This window comes from Paenibacillus herberti (genome assembly GCF_002233675.1).
Taxonomy (GTDB): Bacteria; Bacillota; Bacilli; order Paenibacillales; family Paenibacillaceae; genus Paenibacillus_O; species Paenibacillus_O herberti.
In genome coordinates this window covers 367852-384485 of the sequence record NZ_NMUQ01000002.1, presented here as the reverse complement: position 1 = coordinate 384485, position 16634 = coordinate 367852, and the positions used below count along the sequence as shown (strand labels likewise).

Here is a 16634-nt window from a genome sequence, read left to right as displayed (position 1 = left end):
TTTTTTTAATAGAAAAAGTCGTTCAATGTCGAATAAGTGAACGGACTATTCTATCAGACGTAACTTTCCTGCTTTCTGGAAGTCTATTCATTTATGTGATAGAGTCCGACTCTCTTGCTTAACTAGAGTCAGAGACTACTGAATGAAGGCAAATAGACAGGAGAGTTGTACATATTATGAATAAAGCAAGCCGTATCAATCCTAGCCGCGCAGCCGAAAAGGCTAGCGCATCCAAACGAGTCGCAGGGGCAGCAGGAGCCCGAAGCTTCCTCACTCGCCGAGTACTCGTTAGCGCGCTAGGAGCAGCTCTGATCATTCAGCCATTGGCCGCCCTTGCTCCTCAGCTTCCCGGAGTGGCGAGCATTTTGTCTCCCGTACGCATGGCAAGCGCAGCAACATCGGGCTTGACCGCTACGAATGAGGAGATGATTACTGCCGGCGTACAGCGGATCGACTATATCTGGAAGGGCACCCGCAGCGGCGCAGCCGTCCAGTCCAATGTTCATGTCATCAAAATTGATTTATCCAATCCATATGTGAAGCTGAATGCGATTAATAACAAGGAAGGCGTTGTCACGGACCGCGGCAGCGTTTTGAATATGACCAAAAACTCTGGTGCCGTTGCTGGTATCAACGCGGATTATTTTCAAACAGCTTCCTCGGATGGGGCTCCAATGGGAGCGCAAATCAACGGGGGCATGCTGCTAACGAGTCCAATGCAGTTGACCGGCATGTACATGTTCGGTGTCACCAAGGACCGTAAAGCCATCATTGATCGGTACAGCTTTGAGGGCAGCGTGGCGTCAGGTAGCGGGAATACTTTTCCGCTGGCAGGAATGAATCAGTCCTCTTACACGACGGAGTATCCTTCCAAAGGGTTTTCTCACGCCGATGCTATGTATATCTATACGAGTGCATGGATGGATCCGAGCCGCCCGGCTGGAGCGAGTTATGCTACGCCGACCGAGGTTCTGGTGCAGGGAGGCGTTGTTCAGCAGATTTCGGAAGGTACCGCTCTGACGGTGACCCCGCCAGCGGACGGTTATATTTTGCGCGCCCATGGCAAAGCGGCGCAGTTCGTTCGTGATAATTTGCAGGTTGGCCAGCAGGCCAATGCAAACTACTCGCTGAAATCGCTGACAACTCAGCAAAACGTCGATCCGGCCAGTTTTGAAACAATGGTCGGCGGCCATACGATTCTCGTCGAGAACGGTCAAGCAGCTACATTTTCACGCAGCGTGTCTTCGGTTAGCGGCACCTCACCACGTTCACGGACAGCGGCTGGTTATTCCAGGGATGGCGGTACGGTGTATTTGGTGACAGCGGAGGACAACGGCACCAGTACGGGACTGACCTTGGCGGAGCTGCAATCCGTGCTCGTTGAGCTTGGCGCTGCCAAAGCCGTCAATTTGGACGGTGGCGGATCAACAACGATGGTTAATCGTCCACTTGGCGAATTCGGCCTGCAGTTGTCCCATCCGACGGAGTATGGCAGTACGATGCGCCAGGTTTCCAACGGGCTAGGCATTTTCACCACCGCGCCGCAAGGCTCGATCAAGGGCATCAAAGCAAGCGGTCCTGGGGTGCTTTTCCTCGGCCAATCGGCTTCCTATGAGCTTAAGGCTTACGATCAATACTACAACCCACTCGATCCGGCTGGTCTTGGTGCGAGCTGGAGTTCAGCAGGAATCGGCGGTAACTGGGGCGGCAACACATTCACGGCCTCCAAGCCGGGCACGGGCTCTATCACCGTCAAGTCGGGAGCCGCATCGGATAAGCTGGCGGTTTCGGTCGTTGGCGCGGAGGCAATCCAGTCGATGAGCATCGGCACTTCGCAGGCTGCTTTAGAGGTTGGCGCGCAAATTTCAGTACCGGTGACGGTGAAGCTGAAGGACGGAGGCACTTATACGCTTCCATCCGATTCGGTGAAATGGGAATTCCAAGGGCTGACCGCTGCTCGCAGTGGAGACAAACTGACCGTTCAATCCGTCGTAGACGGCGCGGAAATCGGATATGCCATCGCGCGTTATGACGGTTTCTCGGCGCTGCTAACGCTGGCCAAGAGCAGCGGCAGCAAGGGGCTGGCTGACTTCGACAGCCTGTCGCCGACGTTTGCCTTTGCTTCAACGACGGGTGTCACCGGCAGCACGGAGCTTGCAAGCGGCCTTGATGCCACGAACGGCACCAATGCACTCCGCCTGAATTATGACTTTACGGCGGGCACAACGGATACTCGCGCTGCCTATGCGGTGCTGCAGGGAAGCGGTCTTGCTATCGACGGGGAACCGACCTCGATCAGTGTAGACGTGCTGGGCGACGCCAGTCTGAACTGGGCACGCGCAGAGCTGACCGACGCAGCGGGAACCAAACATTTGCTCACGCTGTCCAAAGCAGTGGACTGGACCGGCTGGAGAACGTTCAAGGTGCCGCTGGCGGAATCCGGCAAAGCCATTAAGTATCCGGTCAAGCTGACGCGCCTATACATTGCGAGCCTCAAGGATGGCGCGGATGAGCGCACCGCGGCGGGCAGCATTGCTTTTGACAATATCCAAGCGGAAGCTCCGTCATCCATCCCTGTTCCAGTTAAGGTTAAAATCGAAATGAAAGCTGGCAGCAAAACGGCCATGGTGGATGGCAAAACGACGTCTCTTGATTCCGCTCCTTACATCAAGGACGGTGTAACGTATCTCCCTCTCCGTTTCGTCGCCAGCTCGCTTGGCAGCTCGGTTAACTATGAGGCCGCAAGCAAGCGCGTCTCCGTGCTGCGTGGCGGCAAGCTGTTAGAGCTTGTCATCGGCAGTAAAGAGCTTGTATCAAATGGTCAGCGCATCGCTGCTCCAGCAGCTCCGATTGAGCGCGGAGGAAGGACTTTAGTCCCTATCCGACTCGTATCTGAGCAAATGGGCCTATCCGTAAAATGGGATAAAATGACTAAAAGGATTACCGTCGAATGATATAATTTCTCTTCAGGCAGCTATGGTATGATTATAGATGACCTGTTGACGCGAGGCTCTGCCACCCGTTGGGGAAGGTAGAGCCGTTTTCGTGGGTCAAACGGGATTATCCAGCTATGGAAAGGCAGCTGTGATGAATGTGGATAACCGAATTGTGGATATAGACCGGGTCATTAAAAACGCGATCGAGGTCATGGAAGAAAGCAAATATCAAATCTATGAAATTTGCGAGTCAGCCCGCAAGGAGATGTTGACGCTCGAGCAAGAGCTTAATCAAGTGCTCCAGGATACGGTCCAAACGATCGACAAAGTGGACAAGCTGGAGATGGAGTACCGTCTTGCGCGCATCCGTCTTACCGAGGTAAGCCGGGATTTCGTACGTTATAAAGAAGAAGATATCAAGAACGCCTACGAGAAAGCGACCCATCTGCAGCTCGACCTTATGGTTTACCGGGAAAAGGAAACTTATCTCAGAGCTCGTCGCGACGATCTGCAGAAACGGGTCAAAAATGTCGAGAGCTCGGTCGAAAGGGCGGAGACGATTCATTCTCAGATCAACGTTGTATTAGAGTACCTGGCAGGGGATCTGACTCAGGTGACTCGGATTTTGGAATCGGCCAAAAACCGCCAGCTAATAGGACTAAAGATTATTTTGGCCCAGGAAGAGGAGCGCAAGCGCATCGCCAGGGAAATTCACGATGGCCCTGCGCAATCGCTTGCCAATCTAGTTCTTAGGACGGAAATTGCAGAAAGAATGCTGGTAAAGCAGGAATTCCAGATGGTCCAGCACGAATTAATAGACTTAAAGGCGCAGGTTCGGTCCGGACTGGAGGAAATTCGCAAGATTATATTCAATTTGCGACCGATGGCGTTAGATGATTTAGGACTTGTTCCCACTTTGCGTAAGTACGTGCAGGATTTTGAGGAAAAAACACGAATTCATACGGTGTTCGAAACGATTGGACGTGAGATCCGTCTTCCTTCCGCTATGGAGGCCGGCATTTACCGAATGGTTCAGGAAGCCTTCACCAACGCTTTGAAGCATGCGAGCGCCAGCTTTGTATCACTAGAGCTGACCTATCAGTCGCAGATGGCGAAGATTGTCGTGCAGGATAACGGAATCGGTTTTGATGCCGAGCTTATTCAAGCAAGAGCTCAAATCAACTCGCATTTTGGCCTGATGGGAATGAACGAGAGGGTCGAGCTGCTGGAGGGAAGGTTTGAGCTGGAATCCGCCAATGGACAAGGCACCAAGATTACGATCCATATTCCGACAGGCGTGGATCATCGAAAGGAGTAACATAGCTTATGGACCTGAAGGCAGCAGGAGGCAAGCGCAAGATAAAACTGCTGATTGCCGACGATCACCAGCTTTTCCGGGAAGGCCTTAAACGGATTCTCAACATGGAAGAAGATCTGGAAGTGATCGGGGAATGCAGCGACGGAATTCAGGTTCTGGAGTTCTGCAATCAGCATCAGCCTGAAGTCGTCCTTATGGACATCAATATGCCGATTGAGAACGGGGTCGTGGCAACCGAGCGTTTACGCGATTTATTCCCGCACATCAAAGTCATTATCTTATCCCTGCATGATGACGAAAGTTATGTATTCGAGACGCTTCGCAAGGGAGCGACCGGATATTTGCTCAAGGATATGGAGGCGGAGTCGCTCATCAATGCGATTCGTTCCGTTGTGCAAGGATATGCCTACATTCACCCCAAGGTTACCGGCAAGCTGATCAACCAGCTCCGCCGCATGACGTACCTGGATGAGATGGGCGCAGGATCCGGCGCGGCCGCCGGCCGTGAGACCGGCGTGAAGTTCGTGGCCGGAGAGAACAATCCGCTTACTCGTCGCGAGGCCGAGGTGCTTCGCTTGATGGCCGAAGGCAAGAGCAACAAGATGATCGGGGAGTTTCTTTTCATTAGTGAAAAGACGGTTAAAAACCATGTTTCCAGTATCCTTCAGAAAATGGAAGTTGATGATCGGACGCAAGCTGTTATCAACTCCATCAAATATGGATGGGTCACGCTCTAGCGAGCCTAGCAGCGGGATGCTGCACAGGCCTTTAAGGCGTGCGGTTTTTTGAAAGCGAAAATTAATCATTTATATAAGATGAACTAAATTAAATGAGCTAGAAAATGAATGAAGCGTAGGGACCTTGAGCGAGCAATATGCGATGGAACTACGGGAATGAGAACCCTAAAATTGAATCTACATAAGACAAGCCCCAGCCTTTGCTGAGGGCTTTTTTTTGCAGCCATGGATTCGTTGGATTCGTGGCCAATTGGCCGACTGCTACCGGGGTAGCCCTATGTCCTGCCTATCGTAACGCCCAGACCGCCGCAAGCATATGGTACTGTATCTCAACAAGGGAGCCGAGAATCTGTTGTTTCGGCCAGGAGTGGATAGCTGCTTAGATGCTTGTGAGAAAGTCGACGCTTGTATAGGTTCAAAAAGCTGCTTCTTGAAAGAGCGGAAGGCCAAGACTGTCTTTCTGCGGCAGAGGAGGATGCAGGATGTATGAAATTTTGATCAGCGTCATTGCCTGTTACGGAACGGCAGCGGTAGTGGTTCATCTAGCCAAGCGTTCAGCAGCTCGCAAAGCTCAGGCAGAAAGCCATTATATTCTCATGACCCAGGATGACGAATCGCAGTTGGAGCATTGCATCCGCTCGTTGCAGGCGCATTCACGACGCTCGGGCACGTCGATGAGAATTACGATATGGGATCAAGGCTCCAAGGATGATACGGTATTGATTGCCCGGTACTGCGGCAACGGAGTTTCATGGGTCAGGGAACCGTCGGAGCTCCGCTCGCCGCAGGAAACGGTTAGTACAGCGGAAGGGAAGCTTGCGTCAGATTCGGCGGAAGGGAAGCTGGAGTCGGTACCAGCGGAAGGTTCATTTGAGCGGGAGTCTCTGCATGATTTTGATGGCAGAGAGCCTGCAATATCGGCAACGGGGCTGTCCGCAACGAAGCTGGACGATAGTCAGCGGGAGTTAATAGAAAGCGGTAGCGAGGGCGGTGAGTCGCTGGAGGCTACACTACAACCCCGGGGTGAGGGGGAAGCTGACCCTGGTGGCTTTGAAAATACTCAAGGCCATGGAGCAGGCCATGGAGCAACAGATGGAAGTAAGGTTTTTACCAGTCATGGTGGTACTCCTCTGAGATCCCTCTCTTCGGAAGGTAAGGAAAAGATCCTTTGGTCCCTTCGTTTCTACGGAATAATCAGCGAGAGTGATCAGCCAGTTATGATTGATTTGAAAAATATAGAGGATTTGAGCAAACTTCCTTTCCGAGCTACTCAGGATGATAAGGGCTACGGGCGTTGATACGTTAATACCTGTATAGCTCTACTACTTGCGATGTCGTTCTTGCGGTTAAGAGGTGACTAGTGCGGGAATTAATTTCCCTCATTCTTTTCCCCCCGAAAAGGGGGAATGGAGATTCGCCTACGATGCTGCTCCTATTATAAAGGACTCCGTTCGAGTATTAGGCGCTCTTCTTGCTATTCCATTGCATAAGGCCGTACGGCTTGTCCAGAGTGATTGATCTCGTCTAGAGTAACTTTTTCTCCTGTTCTGCCTCTTGCAGATTTTCAGCATCTCAATGTATAATCAAGCCAAATAAGGCGCGGGTGAAGCACACCCTCGGCGGGAAACCGTCTGAGGGTGTGCTTTTTTTGTTTGTCGGTATCAATGGAGGGCAAGAGAAGTGCTGCGGTAAGGAGGGATGAGCTTGAGGGTAACGTTATATGTATATTTGCAATCGGACACTGGTTGGAAAGCAGGCGTTAGCATTGCTCCGGAGATCGATTGCTTGTGGCGGCTTGACGCAGGATGGGCAGAGGAGGCTGGACACGAAGCGGGGCAGAGGGCCGATGGTGCCGCCGATTCGATGCTTATATGTGAAACACTGCTTCCACTAGGAAAGGCTTATGCTGCAATGTTGAGCTGGAATTACGCTCAAGCCGGGGTTGCCGCTGCGAAGATCGGAGCGAGGCCATGGTATAGGGCGCGTGTGAGCGCCCAAAAGGCTGCTGCGCCAGCAGGCGCAGCCCTCAGCCGTCCGCAGGCGGCTGAGGCGCTGCGGCGCCTGGCGCGCACAGCGCTGTCCCCGGACGGCCATGCCGGCCCGTCCGGGGGGCTGATCGTGACGGAGGCAATGCCCCGTCACGGGAGCCGCTTTGCGGCCGCGGCTCTGCCGCCGGCCGCAGCACTGGCCCGCGAGGCGTGCTTCGCCGCCGCCTCGCTGCAGGGCCGCGCCTTGCTGCGCAGCGAGGCGCAAGCCCTGCTCGGCGCCGCCGGAGCGGCCGTGGGCCGCTGCGACGCCGCGCTGCAGCTGGCTGCGCTGCTTGGCCGGCTGCGCCTCGGCAGCGCCGTGGCCGCCGGGCGAGCGCGCCGGCGGAAGGGCGGCTTCGCCGCTCTCCGCTGCCAGCGCTGCGGCAGCGGAGAGGCGCAGTTGCTGCGCACGGCTTGCGCCACGTGCGGAAGCAGCAGCTGCGCCTGCTGCCAGGCATGCCTGACCATGGGGCGCAGCCGCGAATGCGGGCTGCTTGTGTTCGGCATGCCGGCCCAGAGCTGGCAGGGCGCTTCGCTGGCCCCGCCACAAGTTCTGCCCCCGGCGGCGGACAGACTTCGCCGCTGGGGACTAAGTCCAGCCCAAGCCGCCGCTACCACCGCGGCGCTTGCATTCCTAGAGCAGCCAGCCAGCTCACTCCATGCTGCTCCGCCTGTGAATTCAGCTCCCTCCTCTATGGTCGGTTCACATATACTCACGAACCGTTCGTCGGGGCTTTCATGTCATCAAGCTGCGCCGCCCGTGAACTCAGCCTCCCCGCCAGGCCGTTTCGCCTCGTCCCTAGGCGTTACCGCCCGAGCCCGGCTGCGGGCCTTGCTATCATGCATCCCCAAGCTCCCTGGACTGCATGCTGCAGCTGAGTCTCACACACGTTCGGTTATACAGCCATCCCCCCGCCCAGCTTTCCTGCTCTGGGCGGTAACAGGCGCAGGCAAAACAGAAATGGTGTTCCCGTTGCTCGAGTCCGTGTTGCTCCGTGGTGGAAAGGCATTGCTGGCCACTCCGCGCAAGGATGTAGTGCTAGAGCTTGAGCCCCGGTTGCGCCGGGCTTTCCCCAATATTCCGATCGTCACTTTATACGGAGGAAGTCCGCAGAGATGGGAGAGTGGCAGTCTCTTTCTAGCCACGACACATCAGCTAATGAGATTCCGTGAGGCGTTTAATCTCATTATTCTGGACGAGCTGGATGCCTTTCCTTTTGCCAATAATGAGTTGCTTCATACTGCGGCGGCCAGAAGCTGCCGGCCTGATGCCAAAGTTCTTCTACTCACGGCAACACCATCCGTCCAACTCCAAAGGTTGGCGCGCACCGGTTTTTTACCGCATGCCAAAGTACCGGTACGTTACCATAGACAGCCGCTTCCAGTTCCGCGCATGCTGAGCGTTCCAACCGTATCCCGGATCCTAGCCATCGGGAGACTGCCCCGCAAACTTTTGCAGGCCATGCGGCAATCTCTGGAGCGTGGAGCGCAGGTGTTCGTTTTTATACCGGCGATTCGAGATGTGCATTCAATGGTGATGTTGCTCCGTAAGAATTTCCCTGATCCAATCGAGATCGAGGGCACACATTCGCAAGACCCGGCCCGAGGTGAAAAAGTTCAGCAATTCCGCGACCGTACGCTGCGCGTACTTGTGACTACGACGATTCTGGAACGGGGAGTAACCATACCACGCAGCGATGTGTTCATTTTGGATGCCAACTCAGGCGTATTTAATGAGGCTTCCCTGGTACAGTCGGCTGGGCGCGCCGGCCGCTCTGTCGAGGATCCGCATGGACGAGTGTGGTTTGCCGCCGCGGAGAGAAGCGCATCACAGAAGAGAGCCATTCGCCAAATCAAACTAATGAACCGAGCGGCCAGGCAAGGAGGGTATCTGAATTCCTAGGCTCCCATCGGATAAAAGCTTGCCACATATTTGATCCTAAGGAGAGCTGATGCATGTCATTTCCTCCAAAACCTGACCATTCGGCATCCAACTATCCCATGACAGGTCCTTTGGCCGAGTCTCGGCCCGAATTGCAGCGTCTCTATCCCGCTGAGCGACCACTCGTTCCACTTCGCTGGTATGGAAAAATGATGGAGCTGCTCTCCCCTGAGCGAGTCGAATGCGTTTTGTGCTCGAAAAGCTTTTATTTACGGCCGCACCAGCCTGCAACTGGCCCGAGTGGACTTCCTACCGCCTGGGGCAAAGGGGTCTGTTCCCGCTGCTCCGATTCCATCCCTTGGATTCGTCGAATCCAGTGCCATGTGTGTGGTCGTCCAAATTACTGTGGGGACTGTTGCCGCAGAAGCGGTTCCAGTTTTGTACGCAGTCGCAGCGCCGTGCAATATACGCTGGAGATGCGGCAGTTGCTCGCCCGATACAAATACCGGGGAGAGGAAAGGCTGCTTCCTTGGCTTGCCGCTATGCTTCAACCTGCCTATGCGAAACTTTCCGAAGAGCTGCTTATTGGCGATGGTCTGTTCTCTATTAAAAAAAATGCCGCTCCCGCCTTTGACCTCATTACGTCCGTCCCGGTCAGTGAACAGCGTCTGTTGGAACGTGGTTTCAACCAGGCGGAGCGTTTAGCCGCTTCACTTGCGGTACGAATCGGACTTCCCGCCAGGCCTTTGCTGACCCGCCAGGAAGAAAGAGGAAAGATGAGCGCGAAAACGCGTAAGGAAAGGCTAGAGACTGCCATTGGCCTATTTACATCTGCCCCAGAGACACCGGAGATTCTATCTATTATTGCTAGGCGATCTCCGGTGCAACGGCGGTCACTGCGACTGCTTTTAGTGGATGATATCTACACAACAGGAGGCACCTTGGACAGCTGTGCTTTTGCGCTGCAAATGGCGGCTCCTGTACCGATCGATATTTACGGGTTAACCTGGGCGCGCGCTTGATCGCCGCCCTTTTTCATTTGAACACCTAAGCTATTTCCACTAATGGAAGAATATTAGCTATGCCCTCATCTCCAAATCCTTAACGAGCCAACCGATATATAACAAGAGGGTATAAGGTAACTTGAAGGGGGCTTGTCCCATGAATCTCGATAATTGTCCACGTTGTGGCCGGCTATTCGCCAAAAATTTCCGTGAGGTTTGTCCTCACTGCATCCGTGAAATCGATCAGGAATACGAGGCTTGCTGCACGTATCTTCGCAAAAACCGTGGCGCTGCCATCCATGAGCTGTCCGAGCAAACGAGTGTAGGCATTCGCCAGATCACCAAATTCATTAAAGAAGGCCGAATTTCCTTGATGGATGCTCCTAATCTCAGCTATCCTTGTGAAGGATGCGGGATACTGATCCGCGAGGACCATATGTGCGAATCTTGTCGACAGCGTTTGCGCGGCGATGTGCAACGAATGAAGGACTCTGAGGCCGAAACAGAGCGTTTGAACTCCGTCCAAAGGGCTTATCGTATTAAAGATAAGACTTGAGTCGGTGATAACTTTCTTGTTTAATCGATAAATATAGGACTTGACAAATAGTCCAACTGTTCTATAAACAAAGGTTTCTGAAGGGCCGATAATAAGGATATAGTAAATCGGCTGCAGCAATGCAGAACCTAATTGAGGTGAATGGACTTGAAAATTATCGAAACCGGCAGGATCCAACCTGTCCATACGTATCAGAAGCAAGGCGAAGCACGGGTTACGGAGAACGCACGCACCCGCAAAACCGACCAGGTGCAGATCTCCGAGGAGGCCCAAGCCATGTTAGCAAGTCGTCAGCCTGAAAGCGCTGAGCGCAAGCAGCGCATCCAAGAGCTGAAGAATGAAGTAGCATCCGGTACTTATCGTGTTGATGCAGAGAAGATTGCGGATAAGCTTTGGGACTTTTTGAAGTAAAGCTATTTAGCTCGATTTAAGCGAATACCCAGGAACGGATGGGATGAATGACCATACAAGATCTGATTGATACGCTTGATCAGCAGAGCGGTTTGTACCGAGAGCTGTTGGAGCTTGCAACTGATAAGACACCTACGCTGGTGAAGGGGGATGTTGATGCGCTCAGCGCCCTCCTGATGAAAGAACGCAAGCTTGCCAAGCGGATCGAGGAGCTTGAGATCCGTCGGCAGACGCTGGTCAATATTCATTTCTCCCGGCTCCAGCTGCGCCTTCGCAGCGGCAAGCTCTCTGACCTGATTCGGACCGTGAACCAGCCGGAGCAGAAGCAGCGTCTTACAGAGTTGCAAGAGGAGCTCTCACAGCTGCTGGAGGATGTGCGCTCACGCAACGAGCACAACCTTGCGCTGACGAAGCAGTCGCTGGAGTTTATTGATTTTTCGCTTGAACTAACGTCTGATGCTCCTTATGACGATTACACTTATATTCACCCGCAGATAAACCCGGCAGGGTACTCGAAGGCGGGTATGTTTGATAGAAAAGGCTAGAGGAGGATCGCCCTCATGGCATCCACGTTTCATGGTATCGAGACCGCCAAGCGGAGTCTGTTCACCCAGCAGACAGCATTGAACACGGTAGGCCACAATATTTCAAATGCCAATACGCCAGGTTATACTCGCCAACGCGTCAATATGAGCGCAGCTACGCCGATGGAGCCGTACGGCTTCAACAAGTCCGCAGCAGCAGGTCAACTCGGTTCCGGCGTTGAGGCATCTACAATTAACCGTATCCGCACGGCTTTCCTGGACGACCAGTATCGCAGCGAGAGCAAGTACGAAGGTAGCTGGCAGATTCAAGCCGAGACGCTGGACAAGCTGGAGAAGGTCATCAACGAGCCTTCCGACAACGGCATCCGCACCTTAATGGAGAGTTTCTGGTCTTCCTGGTCCGATCTCAGCAAGGACCCAGAGAATATCACGAATCGCCAGATTGTTAAGCAAAATGCGATTGCGCTGACAGATTCATTCAATCAGCTCAGTCGCCAATTGACGGATCTGGATGCGGATCTTACCGGAAGCGCCGATACCAAGGCGACCCAGGCGACCTCGATTCTCAGTTCCATTGGGGATCTGAATGGACAGATCAAGCGCATGGAGGGGCTTGGCGACAATGCCAACGATCTTCGCGACAAGCGTGACCTGCTGACTGACGAGCTGTCCAAGCTTGTTAATGTCACGGTAACCGAAACCGCAGACGGCTACGTCATCAACATGGGCGGTGCCAATTTGGTCGACGGCGTCACGGCACAGCAGTTGACTGGTGCAGCACTGGAGGCTGCATATCTGGGTGGAGACTTGAACGGTGGCGAGATTTACGGCACCTTCCGCGCCAGGGACATGAATGTTCGCGGTATGCGGACCCAACTGGATCAGCTTGCCAACACGATGGCGAATGGTGAATTCCAGGTTACGGTACCGAAGGGCTCCGTACTTCCAGGGACGACTGTGCCGCTTGCCGATGACACGATCATGACCGTCAAGGGCATTAACGGCTTGCACAAGCTCGGCTACACGCTGGAGAATCCGGCAACGGCTGGATTGGACTTTTTCACTTTTGATCCCGCAGGAGGCGCAACGGGCATTACAGCTGGCAGTATCCGTCTGAACTCGGCGATCAATGCCGATTCCAACAAAATCGCCAGCTCCATGCGCACATCGACAGATGCTGCCGGAGTCAGCACCGTCATCAAGGGCAACAATTCGTTGGCTCTGCTGTTGGGAGAAGCCAAGGACCAGAAATTCACGATGGATCTGACCGGCACCGGCGGTACCGTATCCACAGCAACAATCGGCAGTTATTACAACTCCATTGTTGGTCAAGTCGGCGTTCAATCCCAGGAGGCCAAGCGCCAATTTTCCAACTCTACTGCGATGGTAGAGCAGGCTAGCAGCAGCCGCCAGTCGGTTAGTGGTGTGTCCACGGATGAAGAAATGTCTGATATGGTCAAGTTCCAGAACGCCTACAACGCAGCAGCTCGTTTCATGACGGCGATGGATGAGTTGCTTGAGAAGCTGATCAACGGCACCGGCCAGGTTGGCCGGTGATCGTAAGGAGATGAACTAGATGGCGCTTCGCGTAACCCAGGGCATGATGCATGCCCAACTGATGAGCAACCTCAACACGAACCTGAATCGTATGGCAACACAGCAGGATCAGATCTCGACCGGCCGCAAAATCAACAAGGCGTCGGATGACCCTGTTGGCATCACTTACGGGCTCCGTTATCGCTCCGACTTGTCGTCTAATACGCAGTATCAGGATAATGTAGCTTCAGCACAGTCCTGGCTTGATTTCAATGATTCCCAGCTCAACCAGGCTACAGCCGTCATGCAACGGTTGACTGAGCTGACGACGCAAGGTTCCACAGGTACGAACACGACGAACTCTTTGGATGCGATTAACAAGGAGATTGCCGAGCTCAAAAACCAGATGCTTGATATTGCCAACAGCAGCTTTAATGGCAAGTACGTATTTGCGGGTCAGCGCTTCGATCAGAAGCCTTATGACACGAATGCAGCAGGTTTTGACGCCAAGGCTGTAACAGCTGATGGCGCTGCTGTGACTTACGCGATCAGCGAGTCGATCACGCTTAATGTGAACCTGCAGGCAGAAAGTGTGTTCGGTGCTGCGGACGCAGCCGGAGCGACAGATAATGTTTTCTCGATCTTTGATCGCCTTAATACAGCGCTCTCCACCACGAATTACTCCGCTGTTGGCGCTGAGCTGGACAATATCAAAAGCCGTATGAACAAAATCGTCTCAGCCCGCGCTGAGAATGGCGCACGGACGAATCGCGCCGAGCTGATGGACAACCGTCTCAAGGATTTGAATGTCAGCTTAACATCTCTTCAATCCAAGACCGAGGACGCAGACGTGGAGAAGTTGTTCCTGGATTCCACTGTCAGCCAGAACGTATACCAGGCTTCGCTTTCGGTCGGGGCAAAAATTATTATGCCTTCGCTGGTCAGCTTCCTGAACTAGGATGAGGCTGCCGCAGCTTCAGATCCAGCAGCTTCCAATTCGCCTTGATATCCAGTCGGAGAAGGCGAAGGTTGATATCCGCCAGCCCCGTGCGGAAGTCAGCATACGTACCTCACGGCCGGTGGTGGACATTCAGTCCCGCCGGCCGGAGCTGCTTATTGACCAGTCAGCTACTTGGAACGCTATCAACGGCGGCAAGCCGGAGGCGTTCATCCAGCGCATTTATTCGGACTCGCGCAGCGTTGTCCAGCAGCATGTCATTCGCACCATCCAGAAATGGCGGGAGATTTCGGATCTCAAAAACAAGGAGAATCCGATCCCGGATGTTGCCGTAGGAGAGGCGTTCCGTGAACGTGCTCCCAGGCAGTTGTATGGACCAGCGTCCATTTTCAACACCCGGATTAATGTCAATGTTCAGCGCCCGGAGATAAATGTCACTCCAGGCGACGTGGACATCCAGGTACAGACTCGCCGTCCAGAGGTGGACTACTCACCTGCATCGGTTAAGTTTACCGTGGCTCAGTACCCTAAAGTGATCGTTACCCCTCCTCCGCTCGTAGAGCTTCAGGCTTGATAAATAGCCTTGCCACATACGAGCGATTGGACCTAGCAGTAGCAGTGGATTTTTCTTTGCTGATTCTACTGCTTTCTGTCCGCGGGTCTTCGCTAGGGGATAGGGAATAACCATTTCATTTGTTTGCCAATTTTCTATAAAGAGCGATAAAATCGGGATAACGATTTTGTGGCTCTTTATTTTTCTATTGTCGATACTATTGCCTAATCTCTTGTCGAAATAATTCCTAATCTCTTATCCAATCTCTTGTCTAGGAAATCCTATACTTTCTACTTTTGGAGTGTGAAATTCATGATTATCGAAACAACTCGGTTCGGACCTTTGGATAGCCGGGATAAGGAAATCTATACTTTTCCAGCAGGAATCCCCGGCTTCACACAGTACACGCGTTATACGCTTATAGCGGTAGAAGACAGCCCGCTTTTCCATTTGCAATCGTTGGAGGAGGGGAATCTGGCGTTTGTCGTAGCTGATCCTTTTGCTTTTTATCCGGACTATGAATTCAAGCTGCCAGAACAGGCTGAACGGGAGCTCGGGCTGAAGTCTGTCGAAGAGGTGCGAGTACTGAACATCGTCAGCATTAACGAATCTCTTGCCGATGCGACGCTTAACCTCGTGGCGCCAGTTATTTGCAATACAAACAGCGGTGCCGCTTGCCAAGCTATTTTGGAAGGAACAAGCTACACGACTCGCCATGCTCTACTACGGCCTTCTCAAGCCACTGATAAGGAGGAAGTCTGATGTTAGTTCTCGGACGCCGCAAGGGAGAGTCCATACTGATTGGACCGGATATTGAGCTTACTGTACTGGAGATCGGCCCTGACGGCATTAAAATCGGCATCTCTGCGCCTAAGGAAATTACCATTCTGCGCAAGGAGCTGTTCCAGGAAGTTGCGGACATCAATCGTGATTCTGTTCAGCAAACCGTATCTCTAGAGGACTTGAAGCACCAATTACAATCCTTGCATTTACCGAAATCACTATAAACAATAGTCGTCATCCTCCCGATATATAAGCTAGATCAGCTAAAGGGCGGCCGACCTGATAGCTGGTTTACCACAAGGAAGTGGGACCATTACTTAATTTCAGGGAGGAAATTTATCATGATTATCAACCACAATATTTCCGCTATCAACACGAACCGCAACATGGGTCTGAACCAAGTTGCTTCCAGCAAAAACATGGAGAAGCTGTCTTCCGGTCTGCGTATCAACCGCGCTGCTGACGACGCTGCTGGCCTGTCCATCTCCGAGAACATGCGTGGCCAGATTCGTGGCCTTGAGCAAGCTCAGCGCAATACACAAGACGGTATTTCCTTCGTGCAAACGGCTGAGGGTGCACTGAACGAAGTTTCCGCCATGCTGACTCGCATGAAAGAGCTTAATGTTCAAAAAACCAACGGCACGTACCAAACCGCTGACAAGGACAACATCGACCAAGAGCTGAACGCACTCGGTTCCCAAATTAAAGACATCACGGAGAAAACAACATTCAACGGTATTACCATTACCGCTGGAGCGACGATTACAACTGATGATAAAGGAACATCTATCGTAATCGGCGCAATTGCTACGACTGATTTCGGTACTGTTAGCTCCGGAAGCGATCTGGCTGCAATCAACAAGGCTATTACTTCTGTAGCAACAGAGCGCGGCAAGCTGGGTGCTATTCAAAACCGTCTGGAGTACACCTCCAACAACTTGGGAACAACGACAGAGAACCTGACAGCTTCGGAATCCCGCATTCGTGATACCGATATGGCGAAAGAGATGGTTGCTCTCACGAAGAACAACATCCTGCTGCAAGCATCTCAGTCGATGCTGGCGCAAGCCAACTCGGCGCCGCAAGGCGTTCTGTCGCTGCTCCGTTAATAGAATCCTTCTTTATTTCCAGAGAACCGGGTATTTAATACCGGGTTCTCTTTTTTTATTAGGGCTATAAAAAACAATTGAAAAAATCCGATATATAAACTAGATCAGCTAAAGGGCGGCCGACCTGATAGCTGGTTTACCACAAGGAAGTGGGACCATTACTTAATTTCAGGGAGGAAACAAATCATGATTATCAACCACAATATTTCCGCTATCAACACGAACCGCAACATGGGTCTGAACCAAGTTGCTTCCAGCAAAAACATGGAGAAGCTGTCC

Annotated in this window: 15 protein-coding genes; all 15 read left to right on the top strand. The window is 52.9% G+C overall.

Features of this window, described 5'->3' with window-relative positions; genetic code table 11:
• Positions 1-176: 176 nt before the first annotated feature.
• Positions 177-2954, top strand: a complete 2778-nt coding sequence (locus CGZ75_RS14280) for a stalk domain-containing protein (RefSeq protein ID WP_089524963.1) — start codon at positions 177-179, stop codon at positions 2952-2954.
• A 133-nt stretch (positions 2955-3087) separates the two neighbouring features.
• Positions 3088-4254 (top strand): sensor histidine kinase, encoded by a 1167-nt coding sequence (locus CGZ75_RS14275; protein ID WP_089525892.1) that lies wholly within the window; start codon positions 3088-3090, stop codon positions 4252-4254.
• Positions 4255-4262: 8 nt separating this feature from the next.
• Positions 4263-4991 (top strand): response regulator transcription factor, encoded by a 729-nt coding sequence (locus CGZ75_RS14270; RefSeq protein ID WP_089524962.1) that lies wholly within the window; start codon positions 4263-4265, stop codon positions 4989-4991.
• 482 nt (positions 4992-5473) lie between these two features.
• Complete coding sequence (locus CGZ75_RS14265) at positions 5474-6289, top strand: glycosyltransferase family 2 protein (protein ID WP_089524961.1); 816 nt, start codon at positions 5474-5476, stop codon at positions 6287-6289.
• Between the two features lie 406 nt (positions 6290-6695).
• Positions 6696-8921 carry a helicase-related protein gene (locus CGZ75_RS14260; RefSeq protein WP_176444843.1) on the top strand — a complete coding sequence of 742 codons (2226 nt, stop codon included), beginning with the start codon at positions 6696-6698 and terminating at the stop codon, positions 8919-8921.
• A 53-nt stretch (positions 8922-8974) separates the two neighbouring features.
• A complete protein-coding gene (locus CGZ75_RS24605) occupies positions 8975-9922 on the top strand; it encodes a ComFC family protein (protein WP_141136769.1) in 948 nt (315 codons plus the stop codon).
• 139 nt (positions 9923-10061) lie between these two features.
• A complete protein-coding gene (locus CGZ75_RS14250; RefSeq protein WP_089524958.1) occupies positions 10062-10460 on the top strand; it encodes a TIGR03826 family flagellar region protein in 399 nt (132 codons plus the stop codon).
• Positions 10461-10601: 141 nt separating this feature from the next.
• The gene (gene flgM, locus CGZ75_RS14245; protein ID WP_245850865.1) at positions 10602-10871 is read left to right on the top strand and encodes a flagellar biosynthesis anti-sigma factor FlgM; all 270 of its coding nucleotides are present in this window, start codon (positions 10602-10604) and stop codon (positions 10869-10871) included.
• Between the two features lie 47 nt (positions 10872-10918).
• Entirely contained in the window at positions 10919-11416 is a 498-nt protein-coding gene (locus CGZ75_RS14240) for a flagellar protein FlgN (protein ID WP_089524956.1), read from the top strand.
• A gap of 15 nt (positions 11417-11431) precedes the next feature.
• The gene (gene flgK, locus CGZ75_RS14235; RefSeq protein WP_089524955.1) at positions 11432-12973 is read left to right on the top strand and encodes a flagellar hook-associated protein FlgK; all 1542 of its coding nucleotides are present in this window, start codon (positions 11432-11434) and stop codon (positions 12971-12973) included.
• A 19-nt stretch (positions 12974-12992) separates the two neighbouring features.
• Positions 12993-13910 carry a flagellar hook-associated protein FlgL gene (gene flgL / locus CGZ75_RS14230; protein WP_089524954.1) on the top strand — a complete coding sequence of 306 codons (918 nt, stop codon included), beginning with the start codon at positions 12993-12995 and terminating at the stop codon, positions 13908-13910.
• Between the two features lies 1 nt (position 13911).
• The gene (locus CGZ75_RS14225; RefSeq protein ID WP_089524953.1) at positions 13912-14484 is read left to right on the top strand and encodes a DUF6470 family protein; all 573 of its coding nucleotides are present in this window, start codon (positions 13912-13914) and stop codon (positions 14482-14484) included.
• A gap of 291 nt (positions 14485-14775) precedes the next feature.
• Positions 14776-15225: a flagellar assembly protein FliW gene (gene fliW / locus CGZ75_RS14220; RefSeq protein WP_089524952.1), complete on the top strand. Its 450-nt coding sequence runs from the start codon at positions 14776-14778 to the stop codon at positions 15223-15225.
• A complete protein-coding gene (locus tag CGZ75_RS14215) occupies positions 15225-15470 on the top strand; it encodes a carbon storage regulator (protein ID WP_089524951.1) in 246 nt (81 codons plus the stop codon). The genes fliW and CGZ75_RS14215 overlap by 1 nt, the downstream gene beginning before the upstream one ends.
• 117 nt (positions 15471-15587) lie before the next feature.
• Positions 15588-16355, top strand: a complete 768-nt coding sequence (locus CGZ75_RS14210; protein ID WP_089524950.1) for a flagellin N-terminal helical domain-containing protein — start codon at positions 15588-15590, stop codon at positions 16353-16355.
• The last annotated feature ends 279 nt before the right edge of the window (positions 16356-16634 follow it).